This is a genomic window from Streptomyces sp. MRC013 (assembly GCF_023614235.1).
GTDB lineage: Bacteria > Actinomycetota > Actinomycetes > Streptomycetales > Streptomycetaceae > Streptomyces.
In genome coordinates this window covers 5124460-5142063 of the sequence record NZ_CP094264.1, presented here as the reverse complement: position 1 = coordinate 5142063, position 17604 = coordinate 5124460, and the positions used below count along the sequence as shown (strand labels likewise).

The 17604-nt window shown below is 76.6% G+C and carries 13 protein-coding genes, 3 pseudogenes and 1 riboswitch; of the genes and pseudogenes, 10 read left to right on the top strand and 6 right to left on the bottom strand.

What is annotated here, in order from left to right; translation table 11 throughout:
• Positions 1-18: 18 nt before the first annotated feature.
• A complete protein-coding gene (locus LUW75_RS23385; protein WP_250337375.1) occupies positions 19-1338 on the bottom strand; it encodes a streptophobe family protein in 1320 nt (439 codons plus the stop codon).
• A gap of 62 nt (positions 1339-1400) precedes the next feature.
• On the opposite strand from LUW75_RS23385, the pseudogene LUW75_RS24795 reads away from it, so the two are divergent.
• Both LUW75_RS24795 and LUW75_RS23375 read left to right on the top strand, forming a co-directional pair.
• Positions 1401-2231, top strand: a pseudogene (locus tag LUW75_RS24795) (DUF6777 domain-containing protein); the annotation flags it as partial.
• 790 nt (positions 2232-3021) lie between these two features.
• Positions 3022-3237 carry a hypothetical protein gene (locus LUW75_RS23375; protein ID WP_250337373.1) on the top strand — a complete coding sequence of 72 codons (216 nt, stop codon included), beginning with the start codon at positions 3022-3024 and terminating at the stop codon, positions 3235-3237.
• A gap of 515 nt (positions 3238-3752) precedes the next feature.
• Here the strand turns inward: LUW75_RS23375 and LUW75_RS23370 are convergent.
• The 4 genes from LUW75_RS23370 to LUW75_RS23355 all read right to left on the bottom strand — a co-directional run bounded on the left by LUW75_RS23370 (position 3753) and on the right by LUW75_RS23355 (position 10230).
• Entirely contained in the window at positions 3753-5390 is a 1638-nt protein-coding gene (locus tag LUW75_RS23370; protein WP_250337372.1) for an alpha/beta fold hydrolase, read from the bottom strand.
• Positions 5391-5456: 66 nt separating this feature from the next.
• Entirely contained in the window at positions 5457-5852 is a 396-nt protein-coding gene (locus LUW75_RS23365) for a hypothetical protein (protein ID WP_250337371.1), read from the bottom strand.
• A gap of 137 nt (positions 5853-5989) precedes the next feature.
• Positions 5990-8872 carry a helix-turn-helix transcriptional regulator gene (locus tag LUW75_RS23360; RefSeq protein WP_250337370.1) on the bottom strand — a complete coding sequence of 961 codons (2883 nt, stop codon included), beginning with the start codon at positions 8870-8872 and terminating at the stop codon, positions 5990-5992.
• Positions 8873-9078: 206 nt separating this feature from the next.
• The gene (locus LUW75_RS23355; RefSeq protein ID WP_462933776.1) at positions 9079-10230 is read right to left on the bottom strand and encodes a proprotein convertase P-domain-containing protein; all 1152 of its coding nucleotides are present in this window, start codon (positions 10228-10230) and stop codon (positions 9079-9081) included.
• Positions 10231-10814: 584 nt separating this feature from the next.
• Between LUW75_RS23355 and LUW75_RS23345 the strand changes: the two genes are divergently transcribed.
• From LUW75_RS23345 to LUW75_RS23330, 4 genes are all read left to right on the top strand, one after another.
• Positions 10815-11309 carry a DUF2617 family protein gene (locus LUW75_RS23345; RefSeq protein WP_250337368.1) on the top strand — a complete coding sequence of 165 codons (495 nt, stop codon included), beginning with the start codon at positions 10815-10817 and terminating at the stop codon, positions 11307-11309.
• Positions 11306-11707: a DUF4247 domain-containing protein gene (locus LUW75_RS23340; protein ID WP_250337367.1), complete on the top strand. Its 402-nt coding sequence runs from the start codon at positions 11306-11308 to the stop codon at positions 11705-11707. Before LUW75_RS23345 ends, LUW75_RS23340 begins: the two co-directional genes overlap by 4 nt.
• A 61-nt stretch (positions 11708-11768) precedes the next feature.
• A complete protein-coding gene (locus tag LUW75_RS23335; RefSeq protein WP_250337366.1) occupies positions 11769-12206 on the top strand; it encodes a DUF350 domain-containing protein in 438 nt (145 codons plus the stop codon).
• Between the two features lie 8 nt (positions 12207-12214).
• Positions 12215-13819 carry a polyamine aminopropyltransferase gene (locus LUW75_RS23330; protein WP_250337365.1) on the top strand — a complete coding sequence of 535 codons (1605 nt, stop codon included), beginning with the start codon at positions 12215-12217 and terminating at the stop codon, positions 13817-13819.
• Here the strand turns inward: LUW75_RS23330 and LUW75_RS23325 are convergent.
• Positions 13813-14232 (bottom strand): DUF6463 family protein, encoded by a 420-nt coding sequence (locus LUW75_RS23325; protein ID WP_250337364.1) that lies wholly within the window; start codon positions 14230-14232, stop codon positions 13813-13815. The two genes, LUW75_RS23330 and LUW75_RS23325, sit on opposite strands and share 7 nt — an antisense overlap.
• A gap of 155 nt (positions 14233-14387) precedes the next feature.
• On the opposite strand from LUW75_RS23325, the pseudogene LUW75_RS23320 reads away from it, so the two are divergent.
• The 4 genes and pseudogenes from LUW75_RS23320 to LUW75_RS23305 all read left to right on the top strand — a co-directional run bounded on the left by LUW75_RS23320 (position 14388) and on the right by LUW75_RS23305 (position 17603).
• Positions 14388-14923, top strand: a pseudogene (locus LUW75_RS23320) (TetR/AcrR family transcriptional regulator).
• 200 nt (positions 14924-15123) lie between these two features.
• On the top strand, positions 15124-16101 hold the full coding sequence (locus LUW75_RS23315) for an Acg family FMN-binding oxidoreductase (RefSeq protein WP_250337363.1): 978 nt from the start codon (positions 15124-15126) through the stop codon (positions 16099-16101).
• Between the two features lie 211 nt (positions 16102-16312).
• Positions 16313-16514, top strand: a riboswitch (cobalamin riboswitch).
• A gap of 29 nt (positions 16515-16543) precedes the next feature.
• A pseudogene (locus tag LUW75_RS23310) lies at positions 16544-17235 on the top strand (energy-coupling factor ABC transporter permease).
• Positions 17232-17603 carry an energy-coupling factor ABC transporter substrate-binding protein gene (locus LUW75_RS23305; protein WP_250337362.1) on the top strand — a complete coding sequence of 124 codons (372 nt, stop codon included), beginning with the start codon at positions 17232-17234 and terminating at the stop codon, positions 17601-17603. Before LUW75_RS23310 ends, LUW75_RS23305 begins: the two are co-directional and overlap by 4 nt.
• The last annotated feature ends 1 nt before the right edge of the window (position 17604 follow it).

Sequence of the window (17604 nt, the reverse complement as noted above, 5' to 3'; positions counted from 1 at the left end):
TGTGCTCTCGCGCCCACCCTACCCAGGGGTGTCCCCGGCGGGCCGGGGCGGTCGCCCGCCGGTCGGGCCGGGGCGGCGCACCCGGTGTGCGAGGAGCTCGCCGAGGAGGCCGGCGGCGGCGCCCCACGGGAGGGCCAGGCCGACGGCCGTCCACAGGCGGGGGCGGAGGCCGACCTGCCCGCTGAGGGCGTCGACCTCGAAGAAGCCGAGCAGCGACAGCCCGAACCGCGCGTCGAGGCGGGTCAGCGGCGCCACGGCGAGCAGGGTGAGGGCGAACGCCGTACCCAGGTGGAGGGCGTGCCGCCACGGACGGGGGCGGGCCGGCGAGCGGACCGCCGTCGCGAACGCGGCGGCCAGCAGCAGTACCGCCGCGACGGGGACCAGCCACCAGGCGCGGTCGTCGTGGGCGGCGAGGGACCGCACGTCGAGGACGGTGTCCTCCGGGCCGCGCAGCACCCGGTCGAGGACGTGCGGCACGGGCAGCCCGAACGGGCCGTCGACCCGGCCCTCCCAGGAGGCGCCGATCCCCAGGCCCAGCGCGAGCCACGCCAGGTTGGGCAGGCCCAGGAGGAGCACGGCGAACGTGTCCGCCGCGTGGCCGCGCGTGGCGGCCACGACGAGGCCGGCGGCCAGACCGAGGACGACGTACGCGAGGAGCAGCAGGAGCATGGCGGACGCGGCCGGCCGCACGGCCTCCCGGTGGCGCACGAGCCGGGCCGGGAGCGGCGCCCGGCGGGAGACCAGCAGGGCCGCGGCGAGCACGCCGAGCACCCAGAGCAGGCCGTACGGGAGCGTGCCGCCGGGGTCGGCGCGGAAGCCGAGGCTGGGCGAGGCGTCCAGGAGGTCCCCGAACAGGTCGGCGGGCGAGCCGGGGGGCAGCAGGTCGGTGAAGGTGTGGCGGGCCGGGACCGTCAGGGCGGCGAGCCCGGCGAGCCAGAGGGCGGCCGTGCGGGCGACGCGGGCGAGGAGCTCCCCCGCCGAGGCGACGGCCCGGTGGCGCAGCGGCCGCAGGAACCCGGCGGCGAGGACGAGGGCGCCGACGAGGGACACCGACAGCGGCATGGCGGTCAGTTCGGCGTCCGTGCGGGCGAGGCCGCCCGCGCTCCCCGTCGGCTCGACGTCGCCGCCCGCCGCCATGACGACGACGGCGGCGACGACACGGGGGAACGCCCCGTCCGGCAGGCCCGCCGCGCCCGCCGCCCACAGCCCGAGGGCGGCGGTCAGCGCCATCGCGGCGAACGCGGCGGACACCGCGGCCAGGGCGTGGAGCCAGGCCCGCACGGCCTGCCGGAGGCTCTTCGGCGCGGCGCCGCGCCCCGCGCTGCTGTGGCTGCTCACGGAGCCACCCTAGGCGCGGTCCGGGCTCCCGGCTTGCGAGCGACACCCGGGCGGGGCACACAATGAGCACGGAACGGAAGAAAGGTACGAATGTGACTTCCGACTCTGAGTCCGGCCGCCCCGCGGGCCCCCCGTCCGGCCCGCTCTCGCACCCCGCGCCGGAACCCGTCGGACCGCCCCCCGCCCCGCCGCCCCCGCCCCCGAGCGGCGGGGGCGGCGGGGCGGGGGGCGGCGGCGGTTCGCACCGCGCGGGCGGCGGTGGCGGGCGCCCCTGGTGGCGGTCGGTCCCGGTGATCGCCTCCCTCGTCGGCCTCCTCGTGGCCGCGGTGGCGCTCGCCGTGGTGCTGTCGCGCCCCGGCGAGGCGGAGGCGGTGCGGGCGGAGAGCGTCTCGTACCGCCCCCCGAACAGTTTCACGCCCAGCACGGCCACCCCGGGCGGCCGCACCGTGGAACGGCTGCCCGCGCAGCAGCACCACAAGTACGCCGGGTCGGCGCCCGACCTGTACGGGGGCAGCGGCGACCGCGCCGTGTGCGACGTCGAGAGGCAGATCGCCTACCTGGAGTCGGACCGCGCCAAGGCGGAGGCGTTCGCCTCGGTGGTGCACACGTCTCCGAAGGACCTGCCCGGGTACCTGCGCGGCCTGATGCCGGTCCAGCTGCGCCTCGACACGCTGGTGACGAACCACGGCTACGAGGACGGCGAGGCGGTGCCGTACCAGGCGGTGCTCCAGACCGGCACGGCGGTGCTCGTCGACGGGTACGGCACGCCCCGGGTGCGCTGCGCCTGCGGCAACCCGCTGGACCGCCCCCGGACGGAGCGGCCGGAGAAGGTGGTGGGGCAGACCTGGCCGGGGTTCCGGGCGGAGGAGGTCGCGGTCGTGGTGCCCGCGCCGACGCCCGTGCCCACCTTCACCGTCGTCGACGTGAGGACCGGTGAGCGCGTCGAGCGCCCGGCCCCCGGACGGCCCTCCCCCCTCGGCGACCCCGACGGGTTCCACGCCGCCGGCCACCACCGAGCCGCCCGCGCCCACCACGCCGACGGGGACCCCGACCGACACGCCCGCCGGCACCCCGACGGACCGGTACACGGACGGTCCGACGGACGGCGGGACGACCCCGGGGGACACCTCCGGCGGGACCACCCCCGGATACAGCCCCGGCGGGACGTCCTCGGGCACGCCGCCGACGAACGGCTCGCCCACGGGCTCCGACACGGGTCCGGCCACGGGATCCGGCACCGGACCGGCCGCGGGACCCGGTACGGAGCCGGTCGCGGGCCAGGGGGCCGCGAAGCCTCCCCGGCCCGCCCGTTGAGAGCCGGCACCCGCCCCCTCCGGCGGGGCGGGGGCCACCCCTGCCGCCCGGCGGCCTCCCGTGGGTCCTCCGGCGGGCGGGCCGCCCCACGTCCGGGCCGGCCGCGGAGGCCGGCGGCCCGGGGGCTCCGCGTTCCCCGGCAGGCGCGGCGGCCGCGGAGGCGGGCGCCCGCGCCGTCCGGGCCGTCCGGGCCGTCCCCCGGACCCGTGCGCGCCGGGCCCTCAGACCGGGCGCGCGGCCCCTCGGCCCCGGCGGACGGGGCCCGTCGCCGCCCCCCGGCGGACCGGACCGGACGCCGTCCCGCCGGAAGCGCGGGAATTCGTCGTGGCCGGACCGTGACCGCGGAGCGCCTCGGCAGTTGTTCCGGGCATGAAGAAGCGCAGCATGCTCGCCGTGGCGTCCCTCGCCGCCGGAGTCATCACGTCCCTGCTCACCCCGTCCTCGCACGCCGTGGTCGGCGACGGCCTGCCCGAAGCCGGCACCCTGCTCGGCGCGGACGACGTCACCACACTGGTCGACGGCGTCACCGGGGAGGCCGCGCAGGGCGTCACCCCCCAGGCGGCCGGCGGAACCGCACAGCACTGAGCCCCACCCCGCACACACGCACGACGCACACCACGCTCCCGCCGCGCGGCGCTCCCGCCGCGCGGCGGCGCCGTACCCGCCCGCCGCCACGCGCCGCGGTCGGCGGCGTCACGTTCATCGCCACCGACGAGGGCCGGCCTCACCCGGTGACCTGACCGGACCCGTCCATCCGCGAGATCGTCGGCCACGCGACGGCCGACCGCCACCGGGCGGGCCCGGTCGTCGACGCGCCGGCGGCGGCCGGCTCCGGTCCGGCCGCATCGCGCACTGCGACCGCGGCTCGGAGTGCGCATCCGGAGAGCTACGAGGGGAATGCCCAGGTCGGGCCTGCGGCAGAACAGGGGCGTGTTCCGGCCACGCCGCCGAGTCCTTCTTCGCGGTCCTGAAGGAGGAGACCGGCACCCGCCCGCCCGACCGGGCCACCGCCCGCGCCGGGGCCACCCGGCCCCGCTGGGGATCGGACAGCGACACGAGCGAGGGCGCGTCCTCGCGGCGCACGTGCGGAGTGCCCGGCGTCACCGGGAACGTTCACCGCCGTATCGTCGCAGCAGTCCGTCCACGTACGCCTCCAGCCGTTCTCCCAGCACCGCGGATGTCAGATCGTCTCGCCCCAGGTCACGCCACGGCCCGGCCAGCTTCGCCGCGTCGGGGCAGTGGTGCAGGGCGTCGAGCAGCCGCCAGTACAGGTGGTCGGGGCCGTCGGCGAGGTCGCGGCCGCCGTGCGCCTCGTACCGCTCGCGGAAGCCCAGCCCGTACGCCGGCCCGTGCAGCAGCGCGAGCGCGGTCGAGCAGCGCGCCACGTCCAGGTCGGCGGGTCCCCACGAGGTCTCGACCCAGTCCACGACACCGCTGATCCGCAGCGTGGGCCCGGTTCCCGTGAAGAGCACGTTCCCGGGGTGGAAGTCGCGGTGGAGGAAGCAGCCTTCGTACGGTGGCGGGTCGCGGCGGATCACGTCCACGGCCCGCTCCCACAGCGGGCCGTCCGGGGTGCGGACGCGGCCCGGGGACGTCCACGCCTGGTAGGTGCGCGGTCGTTCGGCCGGTACGACGCCGTGGATGCGGACCAGCTGAGCCGCGAGCAGGTCCAGACGCCGGTCGAGGTCGTCCTCGTCGACGCGGACGCGGCCCGGCAGCGCGGACATCAACAGGGTCGGGTGGTCGCAGTGTTCGGCCGTGGCGTCCACGGCGATGAAATCGGGCGCCGGGATGCCCTCCTGCCCGGCGAACAGCGCCAGGGTGGACGCCTCGCGGGCCAGCAGGCCGGGTCCGTGGCGGCGGAAGAACGGTTTCACGAAGGTGCGTTGCACCACGGCCGTGCCGTCGTCGAGCGTGAGTCGGCGCATCTGGGAGCTCCAGCCGCCGGACAGCAGGTGCGAGTCGGCGACCGTGCGGCCGCGGCCGAGCTGCTCGGCCACCCACGCGCGCGTGGCCGACCAGCCGCGGTCGTCCAGGCCGGTCAGCACCGTCTCGACGAATTCCCGTCGGTCGTCGCTGTTGTCGCGGAACCACATTCCCAGCTGGTGCCGCGCGTCCGGAAGGTCGAACCGCGTGTACTGGGCGCGCGCTGCCAGCGCGTCCTGTACGGACTCGGTCACCGCGGCCGGGATCACCGTGTCCGTGCCCGGAACGGCGAGCACCGCCCGGCCTTCGTACGCCCGCAACACCTCAAGCGCGGGCGCTTCCCGCCGGCTGTCCGGCCGCCGGGCGATCCCGCCGAACCGGCCGTTCCCGTCCCCGAAGGGCACGTCCCACGCCTCGGCGGCGTACACGGCGGGCGCGCACATCCCCAGTGCGGCCACCCGGTCCCCGTAGTGCCGGACGAGATCGGCCACCGTCTGGCCGCTCATGCTGAACCCCACCAGGACCAGCGGCCCGTCCCCTCCCGCATACGCGTCGATCACTGCGACAGCCTGCTCGAACCGTCGTCGCAGGCTTAACCCGCCGAGCTTTCCGGTGCTTTCGCCGTGCCCGGTGAAGTCGAAGGCGATCCCGCGACAGCCCCGGGCCGCGAACTCCCGCACCAGCGGGAGTAGTCGCTCCATGCTGCCGGTGCCCGTGCCGTGCAGCACCACGGCGGTGGCCTTGGAAGGGTCACCGCCGTACACACCGCTGAGCCGTTCACCGTCGTGGTCGTGTGTGAAGTCGAAGAGCATGCCCCTCATTCAACGCCGCGGTCCCCGTTTCCCGGGAGCGTCACCGCCAGCGTCCGCCCCCAAACGTCATCCGCTCGGGGGGACGGCCGGGATGCCGAGGGCGACGGGGGACCGGCGCGTGAGGCGGGCCGCACCGGCCTGCTCGGTGCGGACGGAGGTCGGGGTCGGGCCGGCGCCCTCGATCCCGCCGAGCCGCTGCTCCTCCTCGGCTCGCCTGCGCCGGAGGACCGGGTTCCTCCCGATCTCCGCGAGCCCCGGCAGCGTCTTCGGGTCGACCTGCGGCATCGGGCGCCGTACGCAGGCGGGTTCACGCTGACGGGGTGATCCGTGGGGACGAGTGCAGTCGCCGTGTCCGACCTCGCGTTCGCCGAAGTGCCCCTCGGACTCCACCCACTCCTCCGGGGTGACATCGCCGTACTCGTGCTCGGGACACAGGGCCCGGCGGTGGTCCAGCCTGCTCACCGGCCGGGGACCCCACCGGCACGCCCGGACCGCAGCCGGCGGCGCCCGTCCGGCGGTCTTTCCACAGACCCCGGCGGCGCCCGGAGCGGTGTGCTACCCGGACGGGACCGGTCCCAGCGGCGCTTTCCGTGCCGCGCCTACTCGCACCCGGCGCCGGACGGGCCCGCCGGCCCCGCGTTGATGACCGTGGCCAGCTGGGCGCGGGACCGCACGTCGAGCTTCTGGTAGATGCGCGTCAACCGCGCCTCGACGGTCTTGACGCTCAGGTAGAGCCGGGCCGCCGCCTCCTGGTTGCTCGCCCCCTGCCCCACCATCCGCGCGAGGCGCACCTCCGCCTCGGTGAGCCGCGACAGCGCGCCCGCCCCCGCCGGGGCCGTCTCGGCGCGGGAGGTGCCCTCGGCCACCAGCTCCAGCCACGGCGCCGCCCCGGCCCGCTCGAAGACGGCGACCGCCCCGTTCAGCGCCTGCTGGGCCGCGGAGCGCCTGCGCCGTCGCCGCTCCACCCGCGCCAGGGCGATCAGGCACCGTCCCTGCTCCAGTACGAGGCCGTGCTCGGCGAACCGCTCGGCGGTCTCCGCCAGCAGTGCGGCCGCCTCCTCCGGCCTGCCGGCCGCCGCCAGGCACTGCGCCCGGGCCCGGGCGCAGCCGAGCAGCACCGTCGTACGGCCGAGGCGTTCGGCGACCGGGGACACCTCGGCGAGCAGGCCCTCGGCCTCCTCCCGCGCGTCGTGGGCGAGGAGGGCCTCGGCGAGTTCCTCGTGCCAGCGCAGCACCGACGGGTCGACGGTCCGCAGGGCGCGCTCGCCCTCCTGCACCCGGCGCAGCGTGTCCAGCGCGGCGGCCACGTCCCCGGTGACGAGCTGGACCTTGCCGAGGACGTACAGCGCGCGGGAGAGGAAGACGTGGTCGCCCTCCTCCTCCGACGCCTGGGCGCTGCGCCGGGCGTAGCTCATGGCGCGGGCGAAGGAACCGCCCGCCGTCTCGGCGAGGGCGAGCGTGTACCAGGCCGGGCCGGGCGACAGGCCGGCCTCCAGGGTGAGGGTGAGGGAGCGGTGGGCGTGCTGGAGGGCGGCGGCGCACTGGCCGAGGCGGGCCTCGACGGCGGCGAGGGTGTGGAGCAGTTCGATGGCGTCCTCGACGGAGCCGCGGCGCTCGACCAGCGGAAGCAGCGCGTTGATCCCGTCGCGGGCCTCGGTGAGCCGGTCGTCGAAGAGGGCGTGGCGGATCGTCAGGATCTGGGCGGCGTTGCGGACGCCGAGCGGCCGGTCGGCCCTCTCCAGGGCGCGGGCCTCGGCGAGGGTCCCCTCCGCGTCGGGCGAGCCGAGGGCGCGGTCCACGCGGGCTTGCTGGGTGAGCGCCTGCGCGGCGGTGTGGCGGTCGCCGACCGAGGCGGCGAGGGCGGCGGACTCGACCGCGGCGGCGCGCGAGCGGACCAGGTCGGCGTCGGCGAGGACGTGCTTGACGGCGAGGCGCAGCTGGACGGCGGCCCGCAGCGCCGGTGAGCCCTCGGAGTCCTCCATGGCGTGGACGTACAGCTCGTCGAGGTCGGTGAGGCCCTGGCCCGCGGTGTCGATGACGGCGAGTCGGGCCCGTACCCGGTCCTCGGGGCCGGCGTCGCGGGCGAGGAGGTCGGCGGCGGCGCGCAGGGCGAGGTCGGCGCGGGCGGCGCGGGCGGCCTCCCCGGCGGCGGCGACGAGCCGGGCGATGCGGCGGCGGCCGAGGTGGACGGGGGTCGACTCGGCGGCGAGCAGGGCGAGTTCGGCGGCGAGGGCGTTGTCGCCCCGGCGGCGTGCGGTCTCCGCGGCGGCCGCCACCTCGGCGGCGAGGCGCTCGTCGGGGACGTCGGTGGCGAGCGCGCGGTGCCGTACGGCCTCGACGGGGTCGTCGACGACGCGGGCGAGCGCGGTGTGCGCCTCGCTCCGCTCGGTCCAGCAGGTGTCGTGGACGAGGGTCGTGGGGAGCAGCCCGGCGGTGAAGGCGACGGCGCCGTCCCCGGTGAGCGAGACGAGTCCGGCCCGCTCGGCCGCGACGAGTTCGGCCTCGGCGGTGGGCCGGCCCGCCCGGCGGACGAGGGCGGTCGTGGGGCGCAGGGCGAGCGCGGCGAGCAGGAGCGCGGCGCGCACGGGCGGCGGCGCGGGGGCGAGCATCTGTCGGGCGAGGTCGCGGGCGCGGCCGGACAGGGGCAGCGCCTCGGCGTGGTGCACGGGCGTGCGGGCGTCGGCCAGGGTGCGGCCGACGGCCAGGGCGAGGCGGGGGTTGCCGCCGCTCACCTGGTGGATGCGACCGGCCATGCGGGAGGCGAGCCGGTGGTGGACGAGGAGTTCGGCGATCTCGTCGGCCTGGAGCGGCGGGACGAGCAGCACGTCGGCCTCGGAGGGCACCCAGAGCACGGCGGGCGCGCCGGCTTCCCCCTCCGGGCCGGCGGCGCCGGGCGCGGCGGTGTGCGGCTCCTTCCCCGAGCCGGCGCCGGTCACCCCGTGCGAGGCCTCGGGGCCGTACGCGGCGGGTGTCTCGACGGCGAGGACGCGCAGCCCGGGCGGGGCGAGTTGGAGGGCGAAGCGGAGCAGGTCCGCGCTGTCGGGGTCGACGTGGCGGGTGTCGTCGACGACGAGGAGGACGGGGCCCTTCCCGGCGAGGGTGCGCAGTATCCGGGCGAGGCCGAGGCGCAGCGCGATGGGGTCCCGGCCGGATTCGGGCGCGGCGGCCTCGCGGCACAGGACGGCGACGGCGGCGCGCTGCGGACCGGGCAGTCCGCCGAGGACGGACGGCGGTACGGAGGCGACGAGGGCGGCCGCGGCGGCCCCGGGCGTGTCGCGGTCGGCGGGCTGCGGGGCGAGCCACAGGACCGTCTCCCCGCGGGCGGCGGCCTCGGCGGCGGCGGCCCGGGCGACCTCGGTCTTGCCGATGCCGGCGGGCCCGGTGAGTACGGCGCGGCCGCGGGTGTGGAGCGTCTGGTCGAGACGGTCGATGAGACGGGCCCGGCCGACTCGCGGCGCGGAGGGGTAGGGCGTCGTCCTCATGTGCCACCACCCTCCGGCGCGCGGGTCCGGCCCCCACGCGGCGGGCTCTGTGCCCGCGCCCTGTGAGGATACGAACCCGGGCCTGGGAGTCCAGGCCTCCTGTCCGGCATGTGGACGGGGCACGTGGGCCGCGCGGCGGGGCGCGCCTCCGGAGAAATACCGGATGCGCGTCCCTGACCTGCGGTGATGTTGCCCCTGTCGGGTTCTCAGAAGGTGAGGCCCCAGGAGTTGGTGTAGCCGGTGTCACCTGAGGCGATGTCGCGGACCTGGAGCTTCCAGGTGCCGTTGGCGACCTCGGAGGAGGCGTTGGCGGTGGAGGTGGCGAGGACGTTGTCCGCCGAGTCGCCGCTGTCGGAGTTCTTCGGCCGGTGGGCGGTGCCGTCCGGGGCCACCAGGTCGATGACCAGGTCACCGCGCCAGGTGTGCTTGATGTCGACGTTCGCCTTGAGGGTGGCCGGGGCGTCGCCGGTGACACCGGTGACGGCGACGGGGGAGGTGGCGGTGGCGGTGGCGTTGTCCACGATCGTCACGTCCGCGGAGTCGGTGAAGGCGGCGTCGCCGAGGACGGCGTCGACCGTCTTGGCCGCGTCGGCGATGCCGGCGGCGCCCTTGGCGTTGTGGGTCACGGCGCCGATGGCGCCGGCGACGCGGGTGCCGTGCCAGGAGGAGTCGCTCGCCCGGGAGCCGGCGCCGCACTCGCCGCCGGTGGCGTTCCAGTCGCCCTCGTCCTTGGGGTTGCCGTCGCGGCCGCCGCCGTCGCGGGCGTCGGTGGAGCTGGAGATGAAGTCGTAGCCGGCGACGGTGTTGGCGGCGAGGTCCGTGCGGGCCGCGTAACCGGTGTCGACGACCGCGACGGTGACGCCGCTGCCGGTGGCCCTGTCCCAGGCGCCGGGCACGTTCACGCCGCCGGTGGGTTCGAAGGGGTCCCACTGCTCGGCGTAGTCCGTGTCGTCGGGGGCCACGGCCATCGGGTAGGCGCGGACGTCGGCCTCGACGGAGGCGACGGCCGGGTCGGCGCGGAAGGCGGCCATGACCTTCGCGACGTCCTGCTCGGTGGTCGCCGCGCCGAGGTCGACGAGCGCGGGACCGCCGGCGAGGCGGCGCTCGCAGGAGAGGGCCTCACCGGCCTGGGCGGCCTTCTCGGCCGTGTCGCCCTTGGCGGCGGTGCTGGAGGTGGCCTCCGCGGTGCGCGCCCCGTAGGTCACGATGACCTTCTCGACGGGCGCGGACGGGACGGCGGCGGCCGGGGCCGTGGCCTGCGGGGCCGGCGCGGCCGGCTTCGGCGAGGGGGCGGCCTGCGCGGCGAACGCCGTCGCGGAGGCGGTCGTCACGCCGAGAAGCGTGGCGCCCTCCGCCACGGCGGATACCGGTCTCCGCCTGGAACCGTTCAAGGTGTTCCCCTTCAGGGGGCGGCTCCGGCGGCTTCCGGAGCCGCTGGCGGTGCGGCGCACGGACGGCGGCGCAGGACTGTGGCTGTCTGTGGGGCACCTCCACAGCCCTCGGGGCCGGATGCACCCCCGCGCCGCCGCCGGCGCGACGGCCTCGTCGTCGAGGCCGTCCCGGAGTCCCCCCGGGGTCACACGCATGGGGCTGCATGCACCTGACAGTTACGCGTCAGGAAGGGGGAACGACCGTGCGGGAGACAGTAGGGAAACAAGCCATGACGTGGATACGGGGAAAACCCTTGTCCCCCTCGGTGCCCCTCGGGGGCCGGGACCCCCGCCGGGGGCGCCGACGGGCCCGACGGACCCGGCCGGGGGCCGGGCCGGCCGGTCGCGGGGGCCGCGTGCGGCGGGGCGCCCCGGCCCGCGCCGGGGAGGGGAGGGCCGGCCCGGCCCCCTCGCCCCGTCCGGCCCGGCCCCGCCCCTCCCGGCCGCGGCCCGCGCCGCGGCCTGTGCAATACTCGCGGCGCTCGCTGCAGGTACGGCTTCCCGGGGGATCATTGAACGGCATAACCCTGGACGCGCCGTACCTGGACACCGACGCCGACCAGTTGTCGTTCGCCCTGGACCACCCCGTCCTCGGCGCCCTCGCCGTGCGCGAGCTGACGGTCGGCGGGTTCGAGGTGCAGCTCCGGCTGCTGGGCGCGTCCCACCAGGTGTGCGCGGGACCGGTCCGCGAGACCGTCGCCTGCCTGCCCGGCGTCCGGGGCGGTCTGCCGGACGCCGCGGTCCACGACTTCGACGGCTGGCGCTACTCCTTCGGCGCCCGCGTGGACGAGCACCCCGGCTGCGGGTTCGGCACCGAGGTGGCCCGGGTCCGCGACCTGGCGGACGCCCACCCGGGGGCTCTCTACGGGGTCTTCCCCGGCTCCGCCGACGCCGTCACCGCGCTGGTCGTGGAGCGGGACGGCGCGGGGCTGGCCTGGCGCACCTGGCACACGTACCCGAGAAGCCGCCGGATCGTGACGACCCACACCCGGCTGGAGGCCCGATGAGAACCGCCCGACGCATCACCGCGCTGCTGCTCGCCGGGGTCGCCCTTGCCGGCTGCGGCGACGATCCGGACGACGGCAACCCCGTGCCGTCCTCCTGGATCCGCGGGCAGTACACGCGCAGCGGCTCCGACCACGTCGACCGCACGGACCGCCCGTCGGAGGTCGCCGACGAGATCCACGGGCACTCCAGGGCCACGGACCGGCTGGTCTCCGGGGGCCGGGTCTTCCTGCGCTACCGCGACGACATCGTCGCCGTCAGCCCGTACCTGGCGGGCAGCCGCATCGAGGTCGCGGACTACCGCACGGGGTACCGGCGGTGGAAGTCGCACCTCCGGACGGTGTGGCCGGATCCGGACAACGCGAGTTTCCGCGGCGGGGGCCCCGGCTCCGGCAAGTGACCGGGCGCCCGGCGCCCGTCCCGCCCACGATTTCCCGACGACCTCCCCGAAAGGCATCCCCGTGGCAGAGATCTTCGAGTCGGCCTGTACCGCCGTCCTCTACGGCCTGACCGGCTTCGTCGTGATGGTGGCCGGCTTCGTCGCGCTCGACCTGGTGACCCCCGGAAAGCTGTTCCACGTCGTGTGGACCGAGCGCAACCGGGGCGCCGCGGTGCTCCTCGCCGGCCAGATGATCGCCGTCGGGCTGGTCATCGAGGCGTCCATCCGCGCCAGCGAGTCGGAGCTCGGACTCGGCTACGGCCTGCTCAGCACCCTGCTGTACGGGCTGGCCGGCGTCGTCGTGATGACCCTGATCTCCCTCCTCATCGGCCTGCTCACGCCGGGCCGGCTCGGCGCCGCGGTCCTCGACGATAACGGCACCAGCGCCCACCCCGCCGCCTGGGTCCAGGCCGCCATGTACCTCGGTACGGCCTTCATGGTCGGCGCCGCGGTCTCCTGACCCCTCCCATGAGCACCGTCACCGCCCCGGACACCACGGCTCCGGACGCCCCCGCCCCGGCGGCCCCCCGCCACTCGCGGGGGACCCGGGTGCTGCTGCTCCTCGCGGTGTTCGTCTGCGCGGCCTGCGGCCTGGTCTACGAGCTGGCGCTGACCGCGCTGGGCAGCTACCTCATCGGCAACTCCGTGATGCAGACCTCCGTGGTCATCTCCGTCATGGTCTTCTCGATGGGGGTCGGGTCCCTCGCCGCCAAACCGCTCCGGCGGCGGGCGGTCGGGGCGTTCGCCCTCGTCGAACTGCTCCTCGGGCTCGTCGGCGGCCTGTCGGTGCTCCTGCTGTACGCGGCGTTCTCCTGGCTGCGGGTCTACACGCCCGCCATGGTGGTCGCCTCGTTCGTGGTGGGCCTGCTGATCGGCGCGGAGATCCCGCTGCTGATGACGATGCTCCAGCGGATCAGGCGGCAGGAGGCGGGCGGCGCCGTCGCGGACCTGTTCGCCGCGGACTACGTGGGCGCGCTCGTCGGCGGGCTGTGCTTCCCGCTGCTGCTCCTGCCCGTCTTCGGGCAGTTGAAGGGCGCGCTGGTGGTGGGCGCGGTCAACGCCGTCGCCGGGGGCGGGGTCGTCCTGTGGATCTTCCGCCGGGAGACGAGGCGGGTCGTCCGCACCTGCCTGCTGGGCGGCGTCGCGGCGGTCCTGGCGGTGCTCGCCGCGGTGTACGTCCTGGCCGACGAGATCGAGGTGACGGCGCGGCAGCAGCTGTACCGGGATCCGGTCGTCTACGCCGAGACCACCCCGTACCAGGAGATCGTCGTCACCCGCTCCACCGCCTTCACGGGGGCGCCCGACACGCGCCTGTTCCTCAACGGGGACCTGCAGTTCTCGTCGGTCGACGAGTACCGGTACCACGAGTCGCTGGTCCACCCCGCGCTGGCGGGGAGGCGGTCCTCCGTGCTGGTGCTGGGCGGCGGCGACGCGCTGGCGCTGCGGGAGGTGCTGCGCTACGACGACGTGGAGGAGGTGACGCTCGTCGACCTGGACCCGGCGGTGACCCGGCTGGCCCGGACGTTCGGCCCGCTGGTCGAGCTCAACGGGCGCGCCCTGGCCGACCGGCGCGTCACGGTCGTCAACGCGGACGCGTTCACCTGGCTGCGGGACGCGGGGCGCCGGTACGACGCGGTCGTCGTCGACTTCCCCGACCCGGACACGGCCGCGCTGGCCAAGCTGTACAGCGTCGAGTTCTACCACCTCCTCGCCCACGTCCTGAAGCCCGACAGCCGGGTGGTGGTGCAGGCCGGGTCCCCGTTCTTCGCACCCAGGTCGTACTGGTCGATCGCCGCCACGGTCCGGGAGGCCGGGTACGCGACGACCGCCTACCAGGTGGACGTGCCGAGCTTCGGGAACTGGGGCTTCGTCCTCGCCTCGCCCGGCCCCGGCGGCCCTCCCCCGGCCCTGCGCCTCGCCGCCGACGCGCCGCGCCTGCGCTTCCTCGACGACGCGGTCCTGAGGGCCGCCACGGTCTTCCCCGTGGACCGCCGCCCCCGGGACGTCCGCGCCAGCACCCTCATGGACCCGGCGGTCCTGGAGTACACCCGCCACGAGTGGCAGGACTACTGAGCCGCCGTCCGCCGGCGCGCGGCCAGCACGACGAGCAACCCGGCGACGGCGCCGACGAAGAACGGCGACGGCACCAGGAGGACGCCGCCCAGCAGGCACCAGGCGGCGATCCCCCAGCCGGTCCAGGCGGGCACGGCGACCCCGCGCCCGGCGAGGTGCCGCACCAGGCAGCCCAGCAGGACCAGGGGTACGGAGAACGATCCCGGACCGGCCCAGAAGGCGCCCTCGTTGCGCAGGGACTCCACCGTCGGCCCGCCTGCGCCCTCCAGGAGCGGGACGGCCGCCCACACCCCGCGCTCCGCCCAGCCGGCCACGCTCTCCCGGGCGAGGAGCACCAGCAGGGCCAGGTGGCCCGCCCCCAGCACGCACATGATCCCGCCCGCCCAGCGGAGCAGTCTTCTTTCCGATGCCATCGTGTCGGATCCCTCCCCCGGCGCGGCCCGCGCGGGACCGCCCCTGTTGTGTACGGCACCGTACATTTCTTCTGTACGGTAACGTACACAACCCGTCCGCAGCGCATGGAGGTGGCCCGATTCCCGCCGTCGCCCGCACCCCCCGGGACCGCTGGATCGAGGCGGGACTCGAAGCCCTCGCCGAGGGCGGGCCCGACGCGGTCCGCGTGGAGGCCCTCGCCGCCCGGCTCGGCGTGACGAAGGGCGGGTTCTACGGCTACTTCGACGGCCGTCCCGCGCTGCTCGCCGAGATGCTCGACGTGTGGGAGCGCCGCTGCACCCGGGAGATCCTCGCCCGGGTCGACGCCGAGGGGGCGGGCCGGCCGAGCGCCTCCGGCGCGTCGGGCAGCTCACCTTCTCGGAGGACCTGCACCGGATCGACCTCGCCGTCCGGCTCTGGGCGCGCCGCGACGGGGCCGTGGCGGAGCGCCTGCGCCGCGTCGACGACGAGCGCATGCGGTTCCTGCGCGGTGTGTTCGGGGCGTTCCTCACCGATCCCGACGAGGTCGAGGCGCGCAGCACCCTGGCGTTCGCGCTCGCCGTCGGCCGCCACTTCGTCGTGGCGGACCACCCCGGCTACACGACGGCGGAGGTCCTCGAACTCGCCGGGGCGTACCTGCTGCGGCCGCCGCGGGAGTCCCCGGGCGCCTGAGGCGCGCCGGCCCCCGCCGGCGGGGGCCGGCACCGCGTGCGGCGCCCCGCCGGAACCGGGTGTCGGGGACGGGCCGTTCGGCCCTCCCAGGGTGCCCGCTCGGCCCTGTGGGGCCGCTCCGCCGTGCGGGGAGGCTGGAGGGGTGATCGGATGGGAGGGCCATCCGTACGAAGGCCGACCGCACCCGGGAGATGGGTCCGATGACCGCCCCTACACCCGACGCGACGTCCCTGACGTCCTGGGTGGCCGATGCCGTACTGGCACCGTCGATGCACAACGCCCAGCCGTGGCGGTTCCGCTACGAACGGGCGCGCGGGGTGCTGACCCTGCGGATGGACCCGGCGCGCACGATGCCCCGTTCGGACCCGTCCGCGCGCGGGCTCCGCCTCGGGTGCGGCGCCGCCCTGTTCAACCTGCGGGTCGCCGCGGCGGACGCCGGATGGGAGGCGCGGATCGGGACGCGGCCGGACCCGGACGACCCGCTGCTGCTGGCCCGGGTCGCCTTCGTGCCGGCGCCGGACCGCGACGCCGTCGCCGACCTGCGCCCGGCCGTCCCCCGGAGGCGCACCAGCCGGGAGCCGTTCAGCGGGGAGGCCGTGCCCGGGCCGATCCTCGACGGGCTGCGCGGAGCCGCCCGGGCCGAGGGCGCGCACCTGGACCTCGCGGACGACTGGCGGGTGCAGGACCTGCTGACCGCCGTGTGGGACGCCGAGCGCGCGGAGGAGCTCTCGCCGGAGGTGCGCGGGGAGATCGCGCGGTGGACGGCGGACCGGGACGACACCGCCCCGGAGGGGATCCCGTCGTACGCGCTCGGCCCCCGCAGGTACGACGGCCGGGCGCCCGTACGGGACTTCCCCGGCGCCCGGCGGGACCGGGACCCCGCACCGGCGGTCTACGAGTCGCGGCCCTGCCTCGCCGTGCTGGGCACCCGCCGCGACGGTCCGGAGGACTGGCTGCGGGCCGGCCAGGCCATGGAGCGCGTACTGCTCCAGGCGACGCAGGACGGGCTGTCCACCTCGCTCAACTCGCAGGCCCTGGAGTGGCCGGAGCTGCGCTGGCTCGTGCGCGACCCGCTGTCGGAGGCGGCCTTCCCGCAGATCGTGATCCGCCTCGGCTACGGTCCCGAGGTCCCCGCCACCCCGCGCAGGCCGGTGGCCGAGGTCCTCGACGTCCGCTGAGGCGGCCCGCCCCGGAAGGGGGGAACGCCGTGGCCCTCGTCCACATCGGGTACGCGCCCGGGGCCGCGGGTCCCGGGCGGGCCGCCGCGCGTCCGCGGCCCGCCGCAAACGCGCGGCGGGTCCGTCGCCCGCGGCGGGGCGCGCGGCGCCGGAGGCGAGCGGCCACCGCGGGGGCGGGCCGGGCGTGGTTGTGGGGCGGCCGGTCGACGCACTACTGTCGCAGGGCCTTGGTGTACGGGAAACCGGTGCAGAGCCGGTGCGGCCCTCGCCACTGTGATCGGGAAGTCCGGCCCCATCCCCCGCGGAGGCGGGGAAGCCACTGGACCACCGCGGGCGACCGCGGCGTCCGGGAAGGCGGAGCCGAGGCGGTAGGACCCGTCAGCCAGGAGACCGGCCAGGGCACGTTGTCCATCCACGAGGTGCTGGAGAGGGTCTTCCCCACATGCATATCGCCGAGGGGTTCCTGCCCCGGGAACACGCGGTCGCCTGGACGCTGGCGGCCGCTCCGTTCGTCGTCCACGGCGTCCGGGCCCTGACCCGCGAGGTCCGGGCCAACCCCGAGTCGACGCTCCTGCTCGGCGCGTCCGGGGCGTTCACGTTCGTCCTGTCGGCGCTGAAGATCCCGTCCGTGACGGGCAGCTGCTCCCATCCCACCGGTACGGGGCTGGGCGCCGTCCTGTTCCGGCCGCCGGTCATGGCGGTGCTCGGCACGATCACGCTGCTGTTCCAGGCGCTGCTGCTGGCGCACGGCGGGCTCACGACGCTGGGCGCGAACGTCTTCTCGATGGCGGTCGCCGGGCCGTGGGCGGGGTACGCGGCGTACCGGCTGCTGCGCCGGTCCGGCGCGCCGCTGACGGCGGCCGTGTTCTCCGGCGCGTTCGTCGCCGACCTGTCCACGTACTGCGTGACGAGCGCGCAGCTGGCGCTGGCCTTCCCCGACCCGGGCAGCGGCTTCGCGGGGGCGCTCGCGAAGTTCGGGGGATCTTCGCGCTGACGCAGGTGCCGCTCGCGGTCAGCGAGGGGCTGCTGACCGTACTGGTCGTGCGGCTGCTGCGGCAGTCCAGCAAGGGCGAGCTGGCGCGGCTCGGGGTGCTCCCGGCGGCGGGTGCGGCGAAGGGGGCGGCGGTCCGATGAGCCGCAACGCGAGGATCAACCTCCTGCTTCTGCTGGCGGTCGCGGCGCTGGCCGTGCTGCCGCTGGCACTGGGGCTCGGCGAGGGGAAGGAGGAGCCGTTCGCGGGTGCCGACGCGCAGGCCGAGACGGCGATCACGGAGATCGCCCCCGACTACGAGCCGTGGTTCACCCCGCTGTACGAACCGCCCTCCGGGGAGGTCGAGTCGGCGCTGTTCGCGCTGCAGGCGGCGCTCGGCGCGGGGGTGCTGGCGTACTACTTCGGGCTTCGGCGCGGCCGGCGGCAGGGCGAGGAGCGTGCCCGGGCCGGTGCCGCGGCGGACGCCGGGGCCGACACCCGGGCCGACGGGCCCGCAGTGGCCGGGGAGTAGC